Here is a 15685-nt window from a genome sequence, read left to right on the forward strand (position 1 = left end):
CCTAACGTACCGAGCGGCGCCTTCGTTACACCACAAGGAGGCAACATTGTCACTATGCCTGCTGTTGAAGAATCCTATGTTGAAAACATTTTACGTCTTAACCGTGGCAAAATGGCAACCTTCTATATGACTTATGAGAATAACCGCGAATGGAACGCTAAAATCTTTAAAGGAATCATTGAAGCGGCTGGACGTGACCATATTGTTATTAGCGATCCTACCACTGGTATGCGCTACTTACTATTAACTCTAAATTTAGATTACGTAACGTTTGATGAGCCAATTGCTTACGAGTACCCTTTCCACGGCACTGTTGTAAGCTCTAGCACGCCGCTCGGCACTGCAACAATTGGAACAGCTAATTCAAGTCGTTAATATTTCCTAGTTCAATTGTGTGCAGGCTTAAATGACCAAACATGCAATTTATTTTTACCACCATCTATCCATTCCGATATGCGATACCAAGGAGAACGCTCATCGCAGCGTTCTTTTTTGATTTGATCGGCTTCTTCGATTGTATCCGCCTGCCATACTTCAACAAATAAGTTGGACTGATCAGTCCCTTCATATAAACGAATGTTCGTGGTCGATTCGAGCAGATCCTTCGTAAAAGTAAGGAAGCTTTCCCGATGTTCAGACATAATTTTATATTCTGCAAAACAAATGTACATTTACCCTAGTCTCCTTTAAATTAGAATGATAAAATCCACTGAATTCGAAGATACTATTCCTAATCATTTCAATTAGGAGGACTCTACATGGATTCAGGCACGCATCTTGTCATGGGTATAGGACTTGCTGGTCTCGCAACAGTAGATCCCATTATCGGATCAAATCATACACTACTTACAGCTGTACTCATTGGCACTATCGCTGGCTCCATGGCACCTGATTTAGACACACTGCTTAAGTTTAAAGGAAATGYCACCTATATCCGCAACCATCGTGGAATATCACATTCCTTGCCCGCTATAGCTATATGGACCATTCTTATAACTGGCATCCTACAGCTTCTATATAAAGGCGGACTGCCTTGGCTTCATATCGGAAGCTGGGTACTTCTTGCGGTTAGTCTTCACGTATTTACCGACTTATTTAATGCTTACGGCACTCAGGCGATGAGGCCATTTACAGAAAAATGGATATCTTGGAACATTATCCATATATTCGATCCCATCATTTTCACTGTGCATGTATTAGCCATTTTACTTTGGGCAGGCGGATTCGTAAATCCATCTGTATTATTTCCGATCATTTATTTATTCCTTGCCATTTATTACGTATGGAGAACCTTGGCAGCAAAACATACCGTGCGAAAGCTCATTGCAATAGATCAGGAACACCAGACTGGCGATGTATATTTTGCAATACCAACCATATCATTATCAGTTTGGAATGTTGTAAAGCAAGTCAAAGATGGCAGTTATATGATTGGTAATTTGCGCAATGGAACTCTAGGATGGATCGATCATGTAAAATGCTCATCTCATTCCGCTGTCGCTCAATCCAAAAATGATCCCGCAATTCGCGCGTTCTTATACTTCACAAGCTTCGCCTGTGCCGATGTACTTGAGCATCAATGGGGCTATGAAGTTAGATGGTCAGATGTCCGATATCGCCATCGCAAGCAATATCCTTTTGTTGGGGTGTTGCTTATGAATAAGCAATTTGAAACAATCGGTTCTTATGTCGGTTGGCTCAGTGATGAACGTTTAATGAAGAGATTGCGCATGGATACTTATTAACGAATATTTAATAACAATAACGCTGGAAAGCTGTTTCCCTCAAAATGGGGAGATGACTTTCCTTTTTTTTTTACTCTGAAACGTGTAATATAAAAAGAAGCCCAAGGCACGCCTTGGGCTTCGATTTATCATTGTGTATGAAAAGCGATTAACGGGCTCCGCCAGACAATTGTTGTTCAGCAATTTGTACTAGCTTTTTCGTGATATAGCCTCCAAGAGAGCCTGCATCGCGAGTTGAAACATTACCGTAATAGCCATCTTGAGGAATTTGAACACCTAGCTCTTGAGCTGCCTCAAGTTTCATTTGTTGAAGAGCTTGACTTGCTTGTGGAACGATAAGTTGATTTCTGCTTCCTGCCATTAGGTATTTCTCCTTTCGTCTCCTGCACTTTAATGTGTGTTGCAAGCTTGCAAACTTATTATGTGCACGCGTCAGGAATCTATGCTTCAATCTAAAAAAATATATTGACGATTTTTGAAGGAGAGACGACACCATGTCCAAACCGCTATCTTTACTGTTTGCCGTATTAGTAACTCTACTTATGAGCGCTACTGCTATATCGATTAGTCACAGTGGTTGGCTCGTATTACTTTTCTCTATTCTAACGCTATTAACTACTGGAGCTGGTTTTATTATACGGGCACGCATACGCCGAAAACAGCAGAGCTGACGTGAATAATCTCACATCAGCTCTGATCATTTCAGTCTGTTAACCGCGAGGCAGCAGGAATCCCATTCGTTCCTTCACATCAGCCAAGGTGCGCTCAGCTACGATCGATGCACGCTCCGCACCTTGCTTGAGAATGTTATGAATTTCTCCTGAACTGCGAATTTCACTATACCTAGCTTGTAAAGGCTCAATAACGGATACCACATGCTCAGCGAGATCCTTTTTAAATGGTCCATAACCCTGGCCCTCATATTGTGCCTCAATCTCACTGGTTGTCATATCAGCGCAAAGCGCATAAATACTCATTAAATTACTGATTTCTGGCTTATTCGCTGGATCATATTTCACTTCTCTTCCCGAATCTGTTGTTGCCCGACTTATTTTTTTACGAATCACTGCTGGAGGATCAAGAAGCTTAATAGCACTTCCTTCGTTCGGATTGCTTTTACTCATTTTTTTGCTTGCATCATCCAATGACATTATACGTGCGCCAACCTCAGGAATATAAGGTTCTGGGATTGTGAAGTAATTACCAAACCTTGAATTGAAACGATGAGCCAGATCGCGTGTAAGCTCCAAGTGCTGCTTCTGATCATCGCCAACAGGAACAAGATTAGCATTATATACTAAAATATCTGCTGCCATTAGTGACGGATAAACGAACAAGCCTGCCCCGATAGAATCCTTGCCAGCCGATTTGTCTTTAAATTGCGTCATTCGTTCGAGCTCACCCATATTAGTCAATGTCGTAAGCAACCAGCCAAGCTCCGCATGTGCGCGCACATGTGACTGTACAAATACATTAGCTTTGAGCGGATCAATACCCGCCGCAATATATAGTGCAGCCACCGTTTCTGTTTGCTCCCTTAAAGCAGCTGGATCTTGAGCAACCGTAATAGCATGTAGATCAACAACCATAAAGTAGCATTCTTCTGTTTCCTGTAGCTTTACAAAGTTTTGCATTGCCCCGATATAATTGCCAAGTGTAAGCTGTCCGCTAGGTTGAATGCCCGAAAGTACCTTCTTCATTGTCCTTTTACCCCTTTTATTTTTTATTTTATTACAAGCATAAACGGCTGTCGCCTTCCTTGGCGGCATAAACGTTCGTTTAGCGTAGATAGATAAGCACATTTATAAGTGGAAACTTATAAATTCTTATCTATTAAAAAACGCAAAAAACCCCCGCCGCAAGGGACGAGGGACCGTGGTGCCACCCTAATTCGCTAATGGTTCGCCGACTATTACTTTGCGGCGATTAATCCATAAGCCTTATTTGCTCTGTAACGGAGAGCATCCGTACAAACATTTTCAGCTGCTATTGCTGCCGAGTTCCGTTCATAGGCTCCGGGGCCCATTCAGCATCGTGGTTTGCACCGGTTTACATCAACCACCGGCTTTCTGTGAGCAATCCAGTCGAGCTTACTTGTTCCCATCATTGCATTTAAAATAATTATACTCTCAGAAGAAGTTATGTCAAGATTTTAGAAAGATCAGCAATTGGACTTTATGCAGCTGCTATATATCAGGCTTATTCCGCACTTCAGAAGCGTATGGGTAAAAAGACACCAGGCTGTGATTGCGAACATGCTGATCAATAAAAATCATAAGTAAAGGGGCTTCATAAGTAGATTTTCTACTTATAAAGCCCCTTAGTTCGTTTATTTATAATCCCGTAACCCTTGCTGTTTCGGATAATAGCGGGAATTCCAGTTTGCCATGTTGTAATTCGATTCGTATAAAACACTCGCCGACCAGGAGTTTGCGCTTGAACGAACGGCGAAATCATACATAATCTCACCGTGCGACCAATCGCGTCTGTACTTCAGAGCATCAATTGCCATTTGGCGAAAGGCTTGTACCTGTGTCGCTGTCAAACCTTGACCTTCACCTTCAAATTTCCCATTTTTACTCTCGATTGGGTGATGCCTTAGACCGAACTTGCCTACAGCATTATTACGAATGTGAATCAATACAGTACCTGCAGTAGCATTTGTTAACTCTACCTCCAACTGCTTAAACACAAAATCAACCTGACGAGCTAGAGATACCGAATCTACTTCCATACATTCATTCCTCCTTTATTCATATTTTCAATTCGTTACCATATAGGTCTTGAAGCATATTATATAGGTACTTTTTATCATTTACAATACATTTTCGATATTTTTTTATAAAAATTATCCATTATTCCGACTAAATTCGTCAAACAACGATAAACACATCATTTTATTGTGTATTTATTTCCACTAATTGTGACTTTAACCACGCCTAAACCGATATAATTGTAAGATCATGTATGTTTAAAAACCTAATTTTAAAATGTCATGGATAATGGTATCATTTTCTAGTTATAATTACACCGAAAACGTTATTGGTATTTTCCGAAAAACCGCTTGCGGTTACTAATTTTATGTCGTTATTTATAAATTCGACAAGGATAGACCAATTTCGCAGCAGGTGCTATAATATGGATAATCTAATAAAAGGAGCGCTTACATAATGATCCAATATTATTATTCGTTATCGGTGCGCAATAAGATTTTAATCACGACCTATTTCAATTTATTACTCTTTGCTATCGCATTGTTTCTTGTTTTACTTTTATCTGGTGGTTCAATAGTCGCAGGTATTATCGCCATCATTGTTCTTGCTATTGTTTCTTATCCAATTATTTCCGTTGTAGAAAAGGCCATTAATCAATCCTTCGATGAAATGTCGGGAGCAGCCTTCCGCATCTCCAAAGGAGATTTCACACAAAAAATTGATACAACATCCTCTTTAGCTCTAGGTGAGCTAGGACATGCTTTCAACAGCATGGTAGATAAGCTTCGTGAAATTTTAACAGAAACATCAAGTATTACTCGCCATGTAGCTGATACAAGCCGTAGTATTTTTGACAAAAACAATAATATCAAGACAGCAATGGAGCAGGTTGCCGCTTCTTCTAATGAACTGGCTACAGGTGCCAATGAAATTTCAGAAGATGTTACAGACATGAGCGAGTCCATTAATGAGATCGAAATGAAGGTAGCCGCTTACGCGAGTTCAACTAAGGAAATGAACGTACGTTCAGAGCAAGCGCTTCACCTTGTTGACAAAGGTCGTCAAGCGCTTGAAGTACAAGCAGAAGGAATGCGTCGCAACGTAGAGGCAACTACTAAAGTGTCTCAAACGATAGAAGAACTTGCACGCAAAGCACAGGGAATTTCCGCTGTAACAAAAACGATCTCTGACTTAGCTGAGCAAACAAATTTACTTTCACTTAACGCTTCCATTGAAGCAGCACGAGCGGGTGAACATGGCAGAGGCTTTGCGGTTGTTGCCCAAGAGGTTCGCAAGTTGGCTGAAGAATCTTCAGCATCAACGAAACAAATTTATCAGCTTGTCAAAAGCATTGATGATGGTATTCAACATACGATTACCAACATGAAGATTAATGAAGAAGTGGTTCATTTGCAATCGGATCGAATTCGCGAATCCGAGCAAGTATTCGTCGAAATCGTTCACAGTGTTCAGTTCATCACAGAACAAATCTACAAATTTTCAGAAGAAAGTGATGTAATGCTGGAAAGTGCTCGCAAAATTTCCGGAGCCATTCAGAACATTTCGGCTATCACACAGCAATCCGCTGCTGGAACAGAGCAAGTATCTGCATCTATGAACGAGCAGATTTCTTCTGTTCAAAGCGTTGTTGAAGAAACCGAGCGGATGCTCACCATGTCTACTCAGCTGCAACGTACTATTCAAGTATTCAAAATGAAATAAGTCATAAAAAAGCCTATTCGTTTATTCCGAATTTCGGAAACGAGTAGGCTTTTTCACTTATTCAAGAGGCTTTATTTTCGTTTCATTCATCGTCTGTCCTATTCCTCACATTATCACGATATCATCGTGACAATGAGTTCGCCAAGTTGTTCAATTTGTACCGCAACCACGTCACCTGGAGCTAGATATACACGTTGTTCTCTTGGATAGCCTATGACTACCCCTTCAGGTGTCCCGGTTAAAATAACATCACCAGGGACTAGTGTCATATGTTGAGAAATATAACTGATGATGGCGCTGCAAGAGAATATCATATCTGATGTATTAGAATTCTGACGTTGCTCTCCATTAACGTGACAGGTAATGGACAAATGATCGGGATTACTGATTTCGTCAGCAGTTACGATATACGGGCCAAGCGGAGCAAACCCATCACAGCTTTTGCCTAACAGCCATTGGGAGGTACGGCGCTGCAAATTACGTGCAGACAGATCGTTCGCACAGCTGTAGCCAAATACATACTCAAGTGCAGATGCTTCATCAACATTCTTGGCTTCTTTTCCAATGATAATTGCGAGTTCTGCTTCATAATCAACTTCTTTACTCGTATGCGGCAGCTGTATATAATCGCCATGCGCACTTAGCGCATTAGCAAATTTATTAAATATAATAGGCGAAGTCGGTACTTCTGCTTTCGTCTCTTCTGCATGCTTCCGATAATTGAGACCGATGCAAATGATTTTTTGAGGATTACTTACAGCAGGGGCAAAAGAAAGAGAAGATTCATCCAGCATATAGGCTTGCCCAGGATCATTACTTGCTGCGACAATTAATGCTTCGAGTTCGACTATCCTGGCTCCACCGCCCCTAATAACCTCATCGATCGATTCTGGTGCGCGTACATTGAATCGTTCAGCTGCCACAGCAACATCTATAATACCAGCCTCTACTTTAATACCTAAACATTCCTTATTATTTTGTTTAAACTGGAGTAACTTCATCTTCTGCTATTCCCATCAAGAAGAAATGTAATGATCTTATCACTCAAACCAGGTAGACCTTCATGTCCAAAATCAGGGTATATTTCAACTCTTTTGGTAGATGTAATTTTATTGTAAGCAGCGAACTGTGTTGACGGTGGACAAACCGAATCCATTAGACCTGTACCCATCAGCACTTCTCCTTTAATCCGGCTTGCTAAATGTTGAATATCGATATAACCTAGCGTTGTAAAAATCTCTGCTTCACGCTTATGTTGAGGATCATGATTGCGGAAATAAGTGCGAATCTCTTGATAGGCGTCCTTCGCTAAATCCATATCCCATACTCGCTTATAATCACTTAGAAATGGGTATACAGGTGCTAGCTTTTTCACACGCGGCTCTAATGCTGCACAAGCTATAGTAAGTGCACCACCCTGAGACCAACCCGTTGCATACACCTGATCAGCATCGACTTCAGGCAGATTCATCGTAATACCTGCAAGTTGTGCACAATCGAGGAAAATATGTCGGAAAAGCAAATTGTCAGGAGCGTCGTCAAGTCCACGAATAATATGTCCTTGGTATGTAGTCCCTAATACATGACCACTATCTTGAGATGATCCACCTTGCCCGCGGCAATCCATAGCAAGCACCGAGAATCCCAGCGAAGCGTAGGATAACTTATCCGTCCAATCTCCAGCAGAGCCTGTGTAGCCATGAAACATGACAACGGCCGGATGAGCATCTTTTATTCCTTTTGGACGAATATATTTCACATGAATACGAGCACCGCGAACACCTGTAAAATAGAGGTCAAAGCAATCAGCAAGCGGTGTTTGAAAGCTGCTTGGAATGAGTTCAATTTTTGGATCAACCGCTTTCATTTCATCTAATGCGTGTTCCCAATAAGCATCAAAATCAGCAGGGCGCGGGTTAACTCCTTCATAATTATTTAACTGCTCGATTGGCATGTCTAGTGCTGGCATCTAAATATCCCCTTTACATAATAAATGTTAATTGTATCAATTTTACGTTACCTCTATTTTCTTGTAAAGTGCATGAAAGGAATTAACTTGGGTAAAATAGCGGCGTAGTGCTATTACAATTACGCGTTAGGAATGAGAAAACATGTGGTCAAAGATTCGTAAAGTAATGTCATCAATAGCTGTGATCGTTTTGTTGATTGGATTACCGATAATGAATCATACCCATACCGCAATGTCCAATGTTTTCAGAGACGATTTAAAGCAAACGCTATCCCATCCGACTAAAGCAAGCAAGAAAAAAAGGGCCGCTGATATGTCCTGGGTTACACTTCATAAACAGTTCCCCAGCGCATATATTTTGAATGGACCACGTAATAAAAGACGAGTAGCCCTGACATTCGACGATGCTCCAGACCCAAGAGTGACACCTGCAATTCTTGATATTTTGGCTAAATATGACGTGTGTGCCACATTTTTTGTTGTTGGCAACCGCGCAGCCAAAAATCCTTCACTCGTGAAACGAATACATAATGAAGGACATATCATTGGTAACCACTCTTACGATCATGCTGTAATGTCAAAGCTATCTCTCGTTAACTATCGTAAGCAAATTTGGCAAACAGACACGATTATAAAAAATTTGATCGGATATTCGCCGCATTTTATAAGACCCCCATACGGAGAAATGCTTCCTCAGCAGGTGAAATGGAGTAAGCAAGCCGGTTTTACAATCGTTAATTGGGATGTTGATTCTAATGATTGGAGAAATAACCCAGACAGCGAAATCGTTCTTAAGAATATTAGAAAAACATTGCAGCCTGGATCTATCATTTTGCAGCATGCTGGGGGGGGAAGCAAACAAAACTTATCTGGCACCATAGAGGCTCTACCCCAGCTTATTAAGCTGCTGCGCAACAGAGGGTATGAGCTTGTAACACTTCCCGAGCTCGTGAGTCAATCTGCACAGCGATAACATGTGCAATAAGTCAAAAAAACGGCAGCTCTCCATAATGGAAAAGCTGCCGTTTTTTCTTTTATTTTATGATATAAACCTTTATATCTTGAATTCCAAATTTCATCGCTTGGCTCGTTGTACCTGGAACAAATAGATCAACTCGATTTCCCTTAATGGAGCCGCCAATATCAGTTGCAGTAGCAATCATACCGCCTGTTGGTAAACCATTATAGTCATACCCAGTAACATATAACTTTGTTCCAAGCGGAATCATTTTAGGATCAACAGCAATAGTACCGACCTTCAGCTTATTGCCGAAGTAATCCACCGCTCCCCATTTTCCATTCTCAGATGCAGCTGCCGTATATGCTGTAGCTTGTACATTAAGAGCTTTAGAGTAGGAATAAGTTTTTCCATCCGTTCCCTTAATAGTCATTCCTGCTCCTGATTGATTCAGAATCGTTGCATTCGGTTTAGATGAAGCCGATACATCCTTTGTCGGAATCGTTAGCTTTAATCCTTTATAGATATTTAACGGATCGATTTTCGAATTCGCATCAAGCAATGAATCTACAGATACGTTATATTGCTTTGAAACCTTCCAAAATGTATCCGTGTCGTTTGTTACATGTGTTTTAGCAGCAGCGCTTGCCGTTCCTGCCGTCATCATCAAAGACAACCCTATTACAGCCGCCGTAAATGTAGTCTTCTTCATTTAAAATTCCTCCTCAAATTTATGTACTTGAACCATTTTTTTCGTTTTAATAAAAAAAGCGTTAAGGGCCAACAATGCGCCCTTAACGCTTGCATGTTTACATCCATATCTCTTGCTTTCTCGGTTGCTACCTTAGTTAGAAGCGTATCGTTCTTCAACGCTGACAATCCGGCTTTAGCACGTTCTTGATTCACTAGATCAATGACTTGGGATTGGAATGCGCTTAGACCCGCATTCGATTCGCTGCCTGTACCCGCATTGCCATTATTTGAACCATTGTTCGGTGGCGTCGGGGCAGGATCTGGTTTTGTTTCTGGTTTTGTTCCTGTATCTGGCTTTGTTCCTGTGTCAGGCTTTGTTCCTGTATCTGGCTTTGTTCCTGTGTCAGGCTTTATTCCTGTATCTGGCTTTGTTCCTGTGTCAGGCTTTGTTCCTGTGTCAGGCTTTGTTCCTGTGTCAGGCTTATTAATCGTTCCGCCAAAAATTGGCCACTTAATCGTTATGCCATTAAGCGTCAGCTTACTTAGATCTATACCACATTTTTGAGAGATTTGTTTTATCGCATCTTCATTAAAAGAAAACAGCTGAATTGTGGAGTTCGTTTTCACAGCAGCTTCTGCACTTGCCGTTGGAGCTGTAAAACCACTTACACCGATCAACGTTGCTGCGATTATACTAGCRACACCTACACGTATTGGTTGCATTTTCATGAAATCATCCTCCTAGATAGTGTTTGTCTTTCTATACAAAACGTTAAGCACGTACGCTTTAGTTAAGCATTGCGCTTGTCTTGTATGCGCCTCGTTCTTCCTGACGCCACTTATCTTATCATGGGATTTCGGGCGTTTCATGACACAATAACTGGTAAATACGCAAAAATAGGTGTCAAACTAGCACTATGACTGCTTTATGAGAATGTGCTAATCATATATAAACGCCATTTATATGAGTTGACCACTTGATCTACGTAATTCATTTGCTAATCGATGTATTTCATCCTTCTCTGCTTTCGTTTTGGCAGCAAACCATGCTGGTGAAAGCAAATTAGCAATGATTTTATTCGCATCTGCAGCGCTCAATTCTGAGCTTCTCCACTCTCGCACTAACTTCACAAATGAAGCTTTATTTACTCCACTACCTGGACATGTTTTTTGAGGATTCATCTCACGATGAAACCTGATTTCGTTTTCCGATAGCTTCCACAAGGTCGTAACAGCAGTTGTAAGCTTGACCGCCGTGGCCAGCTGCGAACCCTCCAGCTTCTCTGCGCCGATATCGAAATTACCGATCATTTCAAACATATAAGGATGAACGCCGTCAACATCGGAATCATTAAAACCTACCGAGGATGCGGGAGGCTCAAGCAACGATCTACCTTCCCAAATATAACCGTCAGGATCGATAGTAGCATGCTGTGCAATGTCACCCCAATTATTTGTTACAGCATGAAATCTCCACATGCCCTGAATAATTTTCATCTTATCCGTCGCCTTATTGAAATCTGCAATGGTTGGCTTCCATGTCCCATGTACATGAACCTCTGAGAACTTAACTTTGGATATATACGTCTTCAAATACTCTACATATTCCGCATAAGTGAACCTACGGAAGTATTTACGCTCGACGACCATAAAGCTACACTTCCTTTCATAGAAAAAGTTCTTATATGTTATGCACAAATTAAATTATTCGAACCGGTTGCTTGTACCAAGTGCAAGCTGCAGTTTGAAATTTTTACTTTCTTATCACAAAAAAAACTCCCTCTGCGCTGTCCAAGCAGCAAAAAGGGAGCTATCATCATTTTCATATTCTTATTCGTAATTTCAATTGTTCCTAATTATTACTTGAGAGCTTTAATCCACCTGAGGACGTTTCTACATCTATCTTTATTTTACCGTCCCCAATTACACCACTGAATATTTCATCATTGTCATTCTCGACTTCATAGGACTTCCATTTGATGCTGCGACCTCCTGAATTGGTACGAAAGCTAACTGCGGCCGACTGTGGCTCTTTCTCTACGCTTATACTCACTTCTCCGCTTTTCGTTTCCAATTTCACATCGTGCAGCAATTCTTCTGCTTCGATACGAATATTGCCGCTACTTGATTCACCATTTACGATACCCGTTCCATCATCCAGATTAATATTGCCGCTGCTCGTTTTAGCAGTCATCTGCTCAGCCTTGTAATTCTCTGCTTTCACATTACCGCTCTTTGACTGCAGTGAAATCGTTTTGGCAGATACGTCATTCGCTTTTACATTACCGCTGCTGTTTCCGATTGTGATCGAACTCGCTTGCACTTGCTCAGTATCCACATTGCCACTACCGCTTTCTATTGTTACCGACTCCGCTTGCACCTCATCTGCATCTACATTGCCGCTGCTATTTTTTATCGTTACCAAATTAGCTTGCAAGCTCTCAACCTCTATATTCCCGCTCTTAGACTTAATGTCTACTGCATCCCAAAGACGAGCAGGAAGCTCAACAACCATGTCAACGTCTACAATATTTATGCCAAAGTTAAATCCTTCTGTAAAAGTTCCTTCGATATTAACGGTGTCCCCATCAACTTTAGTTTCCAGCTTAAAGCGCTCCAAATATTTTTTACTTGCTCTACCTTCAATACTTACTTTAATGTCATTGGTAGTTCCTCTAATAACATCAGTACTGACGCTCGAGCTATTAATATTTATCGACTTTATGGACGCGGCAGGTATAGTCTTCTCAATCAGTAGGGGCTCCGTCCCGAAAGTATTCATATTCTTCCAATCAAAAGATATCAACGCCCCTACAATGCCTACACCCAGCATAATTAAAGCTATAGCTACAAACTTCTTCACTTGGAATTCCCCCTAATGATCCGAGTATTAAACTGTAGATATTTTAAAGTGGCTGCAAAAAAGTGTTTCGTCAGCACTTTCAAAGCTAGTAAGAGCAATATCGCAATTGAAATGCATATGAGCCCAACGGATAATGCTTGTGCTATAGAAAGCGTACCTGACCACAAGCTTTCTACAATAGCTGCGACACCCGCCAACGCAATTGACGCCGCTGATACCCATAGGGCAAACAGAGTAGCTGCAATCCCAATATACGGTCCGATTACAAAAATAATATTGAATAGACCAAGTCCCACTGTTGCAAATACAGCCCGAGACAGCTTACCAAAACTCTTATTCGTTTCCGCCTCAACAACTCTGTAGCTTAGAAGCAGCTCATTTGCAATTTGTTTAGGATCACCGAGCTCACGTGCAGCATCGGCTTCGCTTTGTCCGTTCTCAACGGCCTGTTGAAAATGTAAATAATAATCATATAACCACTCTTTGCGCTTCGCTTCCGGTATAACCTTCAATAAACTTTCAAGCTCTAGCATGTAACTATCTTTTATAGTCATGGTTTAATTCCTTCCTCTATAATTTCGTTGACCGCCTTCGTAAAATCATCCCATTCTGCAATTAAATGACGCATATGATCCCAGCCCTCTGGTGATAAATGATAATATTTGCGAGGTGGACCTTCAGACGATTCCTTTAAATAAGTTGTAAAATATCCCTCTTGCGTCAATCGATTCAGCAGCGGATAAACACTGCCAACCGCCACCTCGAATTTCTCTGATATTTTGACAGCTAACTCGTAACCGTATCGATCCCCTCGTGTTGCTAAAACGAGGACGCAGATTTCAAGTACTCCTTTTTTAAATTGAATGTTCATTTTTAAACTCCTCTCAAAGTTTTGCGGATGCAAAACTTACTTCGAAAGCATAAGCTTAGTTTTGCGAATGCAAAACTTACTTCGTAAGCATAAGCCTTGTTTTGCGAATGCAAAACTTACTTCGTAAACCAACTATACTGTAATGTTTACTAGTGTGTAGTGTTTAATAGCCTGCCGAACCTTTGCTTACTAAACATAATTTACCACATAGTATTCTACATTGCAAGATAGTGTTCAAAAAAGAATACCTCTGTCGTTACGGCTTTCGCTCGTTCGTCAGAGGTATTCTATAAGAAATTAGTTTACGCTAATAAATTTACCAGTTGCTTGCGATTCGAATGCGCACAAAATAACTTTCAAGGAAGCACGGCCATCTTCACCGCTAACTGCTGGAGTTGTGTTCGTCAAAATACTTTCAAGGAAAGCATTTACAACACCACTTGTCTCCTGTTTGTCATTGGTCGAAATATTGCCAACCTTATGTTTCTCAACAGTACCGTTGCGCAGCTCTACAATAACTTGATCGTCAGGGTGCGTACCGATTTTCATTACGCCATTTTCACACCATAGGATGGTGCTGTTGTCTTCACCTTTGTAATAAGTCCAGCTAGCAACGAGTGTACCAATTGCACCGCTCTTCATACGAAGCAGGCAGGAAGCATTATCGTCAACATCTGTTGGCTTATCAAGCGTACCTACAAAACCTGCAACTTCAGATACTTCATCATCTAGCATCCAGCGAATAAGGTCGGATTTATGAACGCCAAGGTCGCCCATTGCGCCCATAATAGCTTCTTTCTTACGGAAGAACCAGCTGCTTGCTCCATCGATACTCCAGCCGTCTGGACCTGGATGCCCGAAGGAAGTACGGAACGTAAGTACTTTACCTAGCACTCCGCTATTCAAAATTTGCTTTGCTTTCACATGCGGCGGCATGAATCGTTGGTTATGGCCAACCATCAAATGTACACCGTTTTTCTTAGCAGCATCAATCATCGCTTCAGCTTCAGCATCTGTTACCGCCATTGGCTTCTCTACAAGTACATGTACTCCAGCATTAGCTGCTGCAATGGACATAGGAGCATGCAGCGCATTTGGTGTACATACACTAACTGCGTCAGGCTTTACTTCTGCAAGCATTGTTTCAAAATCTGTAAATGCTTTGCCGCCATGTAGATCTGCGTATTTCTGCGCACGTTCGATAATTGGATCAACAAATGCTACAAACTCAACATTTTCATGAGCTGCATATTCTGGGATATGACGGTATTTAGAGATGGATCCACAACCAATGACTGCTATACGTACTTTTGACATTATAATTCCCTGCCTTTATCTGTTTTATATTGAAGGAGGTTTGTCCATCTTTCCCCAATTTATACCTTCAAAAAGTTTTCCTTCATCCATGCCATACTTTCAGCAACAGCCTCAAGCGGCGGATTCGTACAAGTATCCTGCTCAACAATCAACCACTCGACAGATGCATTAGCAGCAGCATCGATAATAGGCAGTAATGGAAGATCTCCACGACCAAGCTCTACCGTGTCAATTTGTTTGCCAGTTTCGCCTTTCAAGAAATCCTTCAAATGCAGAAGCGGCAAACGGCCTGCGTATTTCGCGATATAGGCAAGCGGATCTACGCCTGAATATTGCACCCAACCAATATCCATTTCTACCTGCAAATATTTAGGATCAATGCGCTCGTACATAGCATCGAATACGATTTGACCATCAATTTTCACTGCGAATTCAAAATCATGGTTATGGTATGCGAATTGAATTCCAGCTTCACTGAAGCGTTTACCATATTGCTCAAAATTTGTAATATGCTGACGGAACGCATCCGAATCGCGTGAATCTACTGGAAGCCATGGACAAATCGCGTATTTAGCACCGATCGTTTGAAGATAAGTGATTTCAGCATCCAAGTTCCCTTCTAATAGATGTATGCCAATATGACTGCCAATTGCTTTCAAATTAAGCTCCTGAAGCAAATCACGCATAGCTTCAGCCTTGATATCTCCATAACCTGCAAACTCAACACCCTCATAGCCCATTGCCGCTACTTTACGAAGCGTACCTTCGAAATCTACTGCCGTTTCATCACGAAGCGTGTATAACTGTAAACCAATGCCCATTCTTCCCATGTG

The 15685-nt window shown here is 41.3% G+C and carries 19 protein-coding genes and 1 other annotated feature; of the genes, 5 read left to right on the forward strand and 14 right to left on the reverse strand.

All coding sequences use genetic code 11. The features are described 5' to 3' along the window. Positions 1-375: spore coat protein GerQ (gene gerQ, locus AC1DWN_RS19590; RefSeq protein WP_477560585.1), on the forward strand; the 375-nt coding region annotated here is incomplete at its 5' end. A gap of 11 nt (positions 376-386) precedes the next feature. Here the strand turns inward: gerQ and AC1DWN_RS19595 are convergent. Beyond that, positions 387-671 carry a hypothetical protein gene (locus tag AC1DWN_RS19595; protein WP_477560586.1) on the reverse strand — a complete coding sequence of 95 codons (285 nt, stop codon included), beginning with the start codon at positions 669-671 and terminating at the stop codon, positions 387-389. Positions 672-758: 87 nt separating this feature from the next. Between AC1DWN_RS19595 and AC1DWN_RS19600 the strand changes: the two genes are divergently transcribed. Further along, positions 759-1745: a metal-dependent hydrolase gene (locus tag AC1DWN_RS19600; RefSeq protein ID WP_477560587.1), complete on the forward strand. Its 987-nt coding sequence runs from the start codon at positions 759-761 to the stop codon at positions 1743-1745. Between the two features lie 148 nt (positions 1746-1893). Here the strand turns inward: AC1DWN_RS19600 and AC1DWN_RS19605 are convergent, their stop codons facing one another. Further along, positions 1894-2106, reverse strand: a complete 213-nt coding sequence (locus AC1DWN_RS19605; protein ID WP_477560588.1) for a small, acid-soluble spore protein, alpha/beta type — start codon at positions 2104-2106, stop codon at positions 1894-1896. Positions 2107-2239: 133 nt separating this feature from the next. Between AC1DWN_RS19605 and AC1DWN_RS19610 the strand changes: the two genes are divergently transcribed. Further along, positions 2240-2416 (forward strand): hypothetical protein, encoded by a 177-nt coding sequence (locus AC1DWN_RS19610; RefSeq protein ID WP_477560589.1) that lies wholly within the window; start codon positions 2240-2242, stop codon positions 2414-2416. 39 nt (positions 2417-2455) lie between these two features. On the opposite strand, the gene trpS is transcribed toward AC1DWN_RS19610, so the two are convergent. Together trpS and AC1DWN_RS19620 are read right to left on the reverse strand one after the other, a co-directional pair. Further along, the gene (gene trpS / locus AC1DWN_RS19615) at positions 2456-3445 is read right to left on the reverse strand and encodes a tryptophan--tRNA ligase (protein WP_477560590.1); all 990 of its coding nucleotides are present in this window, start codon (positions 3443-3445) and stop codon (positions 2456-2458) included. A 158-nt stretch (positions 3446-3603) separates the two neighbouring features. Further along, positions 3604-3861, reverse strand: a binding site (T-box leader). A gap of 213 nt (positions 3862-4074) precedes the next feature. Continuing rightward, on the reverse strand, positions 4075-4479 hold the full coding sequence (locus AC1DWN_RS19620) for an O-methyltransferase (RefSeq protein WP_477560591.1): 405 nt from the start codon (positions 4477-4479) through the stop codon (positions 4075-4077). Between the two features lie 439 nt (positions 4480-4918). Here AC1DWN_RS19620 and AC1DWN_RS19625 point away from each other — a divergent pair, with 439 nt between their 5' ends. Beyond that, positions 4919-6181, forward strand: a complete 1263-nt coding sequence (locus AC1DWN_RS19625; RefSeq protein WP_477560602.1) for a methyl-accepting chemotaxis protein — start codon at positions 4919-4921, stop codon at positions 6179-6181. Between the two features lie 113 nt (positions 6182-6294). Here AC1DWN_RS19625 and AC1DWN_RS19630 read toward each other — a convergent pair whose 3' ends face one another. Continuing rightward, positions 6295-7182, reverse strand: coding sequence for a fumarylacetoacetate hydrolase family protein (locus AC1DWN_RS19630; protein WP_477560592.1), 888 nt, complete (start codon positions 7180-7182; stop codon positions 6295-6297). Beyond that, a complete protein-coding gene (locus AC1DWN_RS19635) occupies positions 7179-8150 on the reverse strand; it encodes an alpha/beta fold hydrolase (RefSeq protein WP_477560593.1) in 972 nt (323 codons plus the stop codon). The genes AC1DWN_RS19630 and AC1DWN_RS19635 overlap by 4 nt, the downstream gene beginning before the upstream one ends. Positions 8151-8292: 142 nt before the next feature. On the opposite strand from AC1DWN_RS19635, the gene AC1DWN_RS19640 reads away from it, so the two are divergent. Further along, positions 8293-9123: a polysaccharide deacetylase family protein gene (locus tag AC1DWN_RS19640; RefSeq protein WP_477560594.1), complete on the forward strand. Its 831-nt coding sequence runs from the start codon at positions 8293-8295 to the stop codon at positions 9121-9123. A 61-nt stretch (positions 9124-9184) separates the two neighbouring features. Here AC1DWN_RS19640 and AC1DWN_RS19645 read toward each other — a convergent pair whose 3' ends face one another. The 8 genes from AC1DWN_RS19645 to AC1DWN_RS19680 all read right to left on the reverse strand — a co-directional run bounded on the left by AC1DWN_RS19645 (position 9185) and on the right by AC1DWN_RS19680 (position 15682). Further along, positions 9185-9820, reverse strand: a complete 636-nt coding sequence (locus AC1DWN_RS19645; RefSeq protein ID WP_477560595.1) for a 3D domain-containing protein — start codon at positions 9818-9820, stop codon at positions 9185-9187. After that, positions 9817-10530, reverse strand: coding sequence for a hypothetical protein (locus tag AC1DWN_RS19650; protein WP_477560596.1), 714 nt, complete (start codon positions 10528-10530; stop codon positions 9817-9819). The genes AC1DWN_RS19645 and AC1DWN_RS19650 overlap by 4 nt, the downstream gene beginning before the upstream one ends. A 231-nt stretch (positions 10531-10761) precedes the next feature. Continuing rightward, a complete protein-coding gene (locus AC1DWN_RS19655; protein ID WP_477560597.1) occupies positions 10762-11451 on the reverse strand; it encodes a peptidoglycan recognition protein family protein in 690 nt (229 codons plus the stop codon). 202 nt (positions 11452-11653) lie between these two features. After that, positions 11654-12664 carry a DUF4097 family beta strand repeat-containing protein gene (locus AC1DWN_RS19660; protein WP_477560598.1) on the reverse strand — a complete coding sequence of 337 codons (1011 nt, stop codon included), beginning with the start codon at positions 12662-12664 and terminating at the stop codon, positions 11654-11656. Continuing rightward, the gene (locus AC1DWN_RS19665) at positions 12661-13218 is read right to left on the reverse strand and encodes an HAAS signaling domain-containing protein (RefSeq protein ID WP_477560599.1); all 558 of its coding nucleotides are present in this window, start codon (positions 13216-13218) and stop codon (positions 12661-12663) included. Before AC1DWN_RS19665 ends, AC1DWN_RS19660 begins: the two co-directional genes overlap by 4 nt. Further along, positions 13215-13535, reverse strand: a complete 321-nt coding sequence (locus tag AC1DWN_RS19670) for a PadR family transcriptional regulator (RefSeq protein ID WP_477560600.1) — start codon at positions 13533-13535, stop codon at positions 13215-13217. The genes AC1DWN_RS19665 and AC1DWN_RS19670 overlap by 4 nt, the downstream gene beginning before the upstream one ends. Before the next feature lie 297 nt (positions 13536-13832). After that, complete coding sequence (locus AC1DWN_RS19675) at positions 13833-14852, reverse strand: Gfo/Idh/MocA family protein (RefSeq protein WP_477560601.1); 1020 nt, start codon at positions 14850-14852, stop codon at positions 13833-13835. A gap of 59 nt (positions 14853-14911) precedes the next feature. After that, entirely contained in the window at positions 14912-15682 is a 771-nt protein-coding gene (locus AC1DWN_RS19680; RefSeq protein WP_477560603.1) for a sugar phosphate isomerase/epimerase family protein, read from the reverse strand. Positions 15683-15685 lie beyond the last annotated feature (3 nt).

This window comes from Paenibacillus sp. P4_A7 (assembly GCF_056402455.1).

Coding starts and splice junctions, on each gene's coding strand:
- AC1DWN_RS19595 (WP_477560586.1), bottom strand. CDS start 671: ATGTACATTTGTTTTGCAGAATATAAAATTATGTCTGAACATCGGGAA.
- AC1DWN_RS19605 (WP_477560588.1), bottom strand. CDS start 2,106: ATGGCAGGAAGCAGAAATCAACTTATCGTTCCACAAGCAAGTCAAGCT.
- AC1DWN_RS19610 (WP_477560589.1), top strand. CDS start 2,240: ATGTCCAAACCGCTATCTTTACTGTTTGCCGTATTAGTAACTCTACTT.
- trpS (WP_477560590.1), bottom strand. CDS start 3,445: ATGAAGAAGGTACTTTCGGGCATTCAACCTAGCGGACAGCTTACACTT.
- AC1DWN_RS19620 (WP_477560591.1), bottom strand. CDS start 4,479: ATGGAAGTAGATTCGGTATCTCTAGCTCGTCAGGTTGATTTTGTGTTT.
- AC1DWN_RS19630 (WP_477560592.1), bottom strand. CDS start 7,182: ATGAAGTTACTCCAGTTTAAACAAAATAATAAGGAATGTTTAGGTATT.
- AC1DWN_RS19635 (WP_477560593.1), bottom strand. CDS start 8,150: ATGCCAGCACTAGACATGCCAATCGAGCAGTTAAATAATTATGAAGGA.
- AC1DWN_RS19640 (WP_477560594.1), top strand. CDS start 8,293: ATGTGGTCAAAGATTCGTAAAGTAATGTCATCAATAGCTGTGATCGTT.
- AC1DWN_RS19645 (WP_477560595.1), bottom strand. CDS start 9,820: ATGAAGAAGACTACATTTACGGCGGCTGTAATAGGGTTGTCTTTGATG.
- AC1DWN_RS19655 (WP_477560597.1), bottom strand. CDS start 11,451: ATGGTCGTCGAGCGTAAATACTTCCGTAGGTTCACTTATGCGGAATAT.
- AC1DWN_RS19665 (WP_477560599.1), bottom strand. CDS start 13,218: ATGACTATAAAAGATAGTTACATGCTAGAGCTTGAAAGTTTATTGAAG.
- AC1DWN_RS19670 (WP_477560600.1), bottom strand. CDS start 13,535: ATGAACATTCAATTTAAAAAAGGAGTACTTGAAATCTGCGTCCTCGTT.
- AC1DWN_RS19675 (WP_477560601.1), bottom strand. CDS start 14,852: ATGTCAAAAGTACGTATAGCAGTCATTGGTTGTGGATCCATCTCTAAA.
- AC1DWN_RS19680 (WP_477560603.1), bottom strand. CDS start 15,682: ATGGGAAGAATGGGCATTGGTTTACAGTTATACACGCTTCGTGATGAA.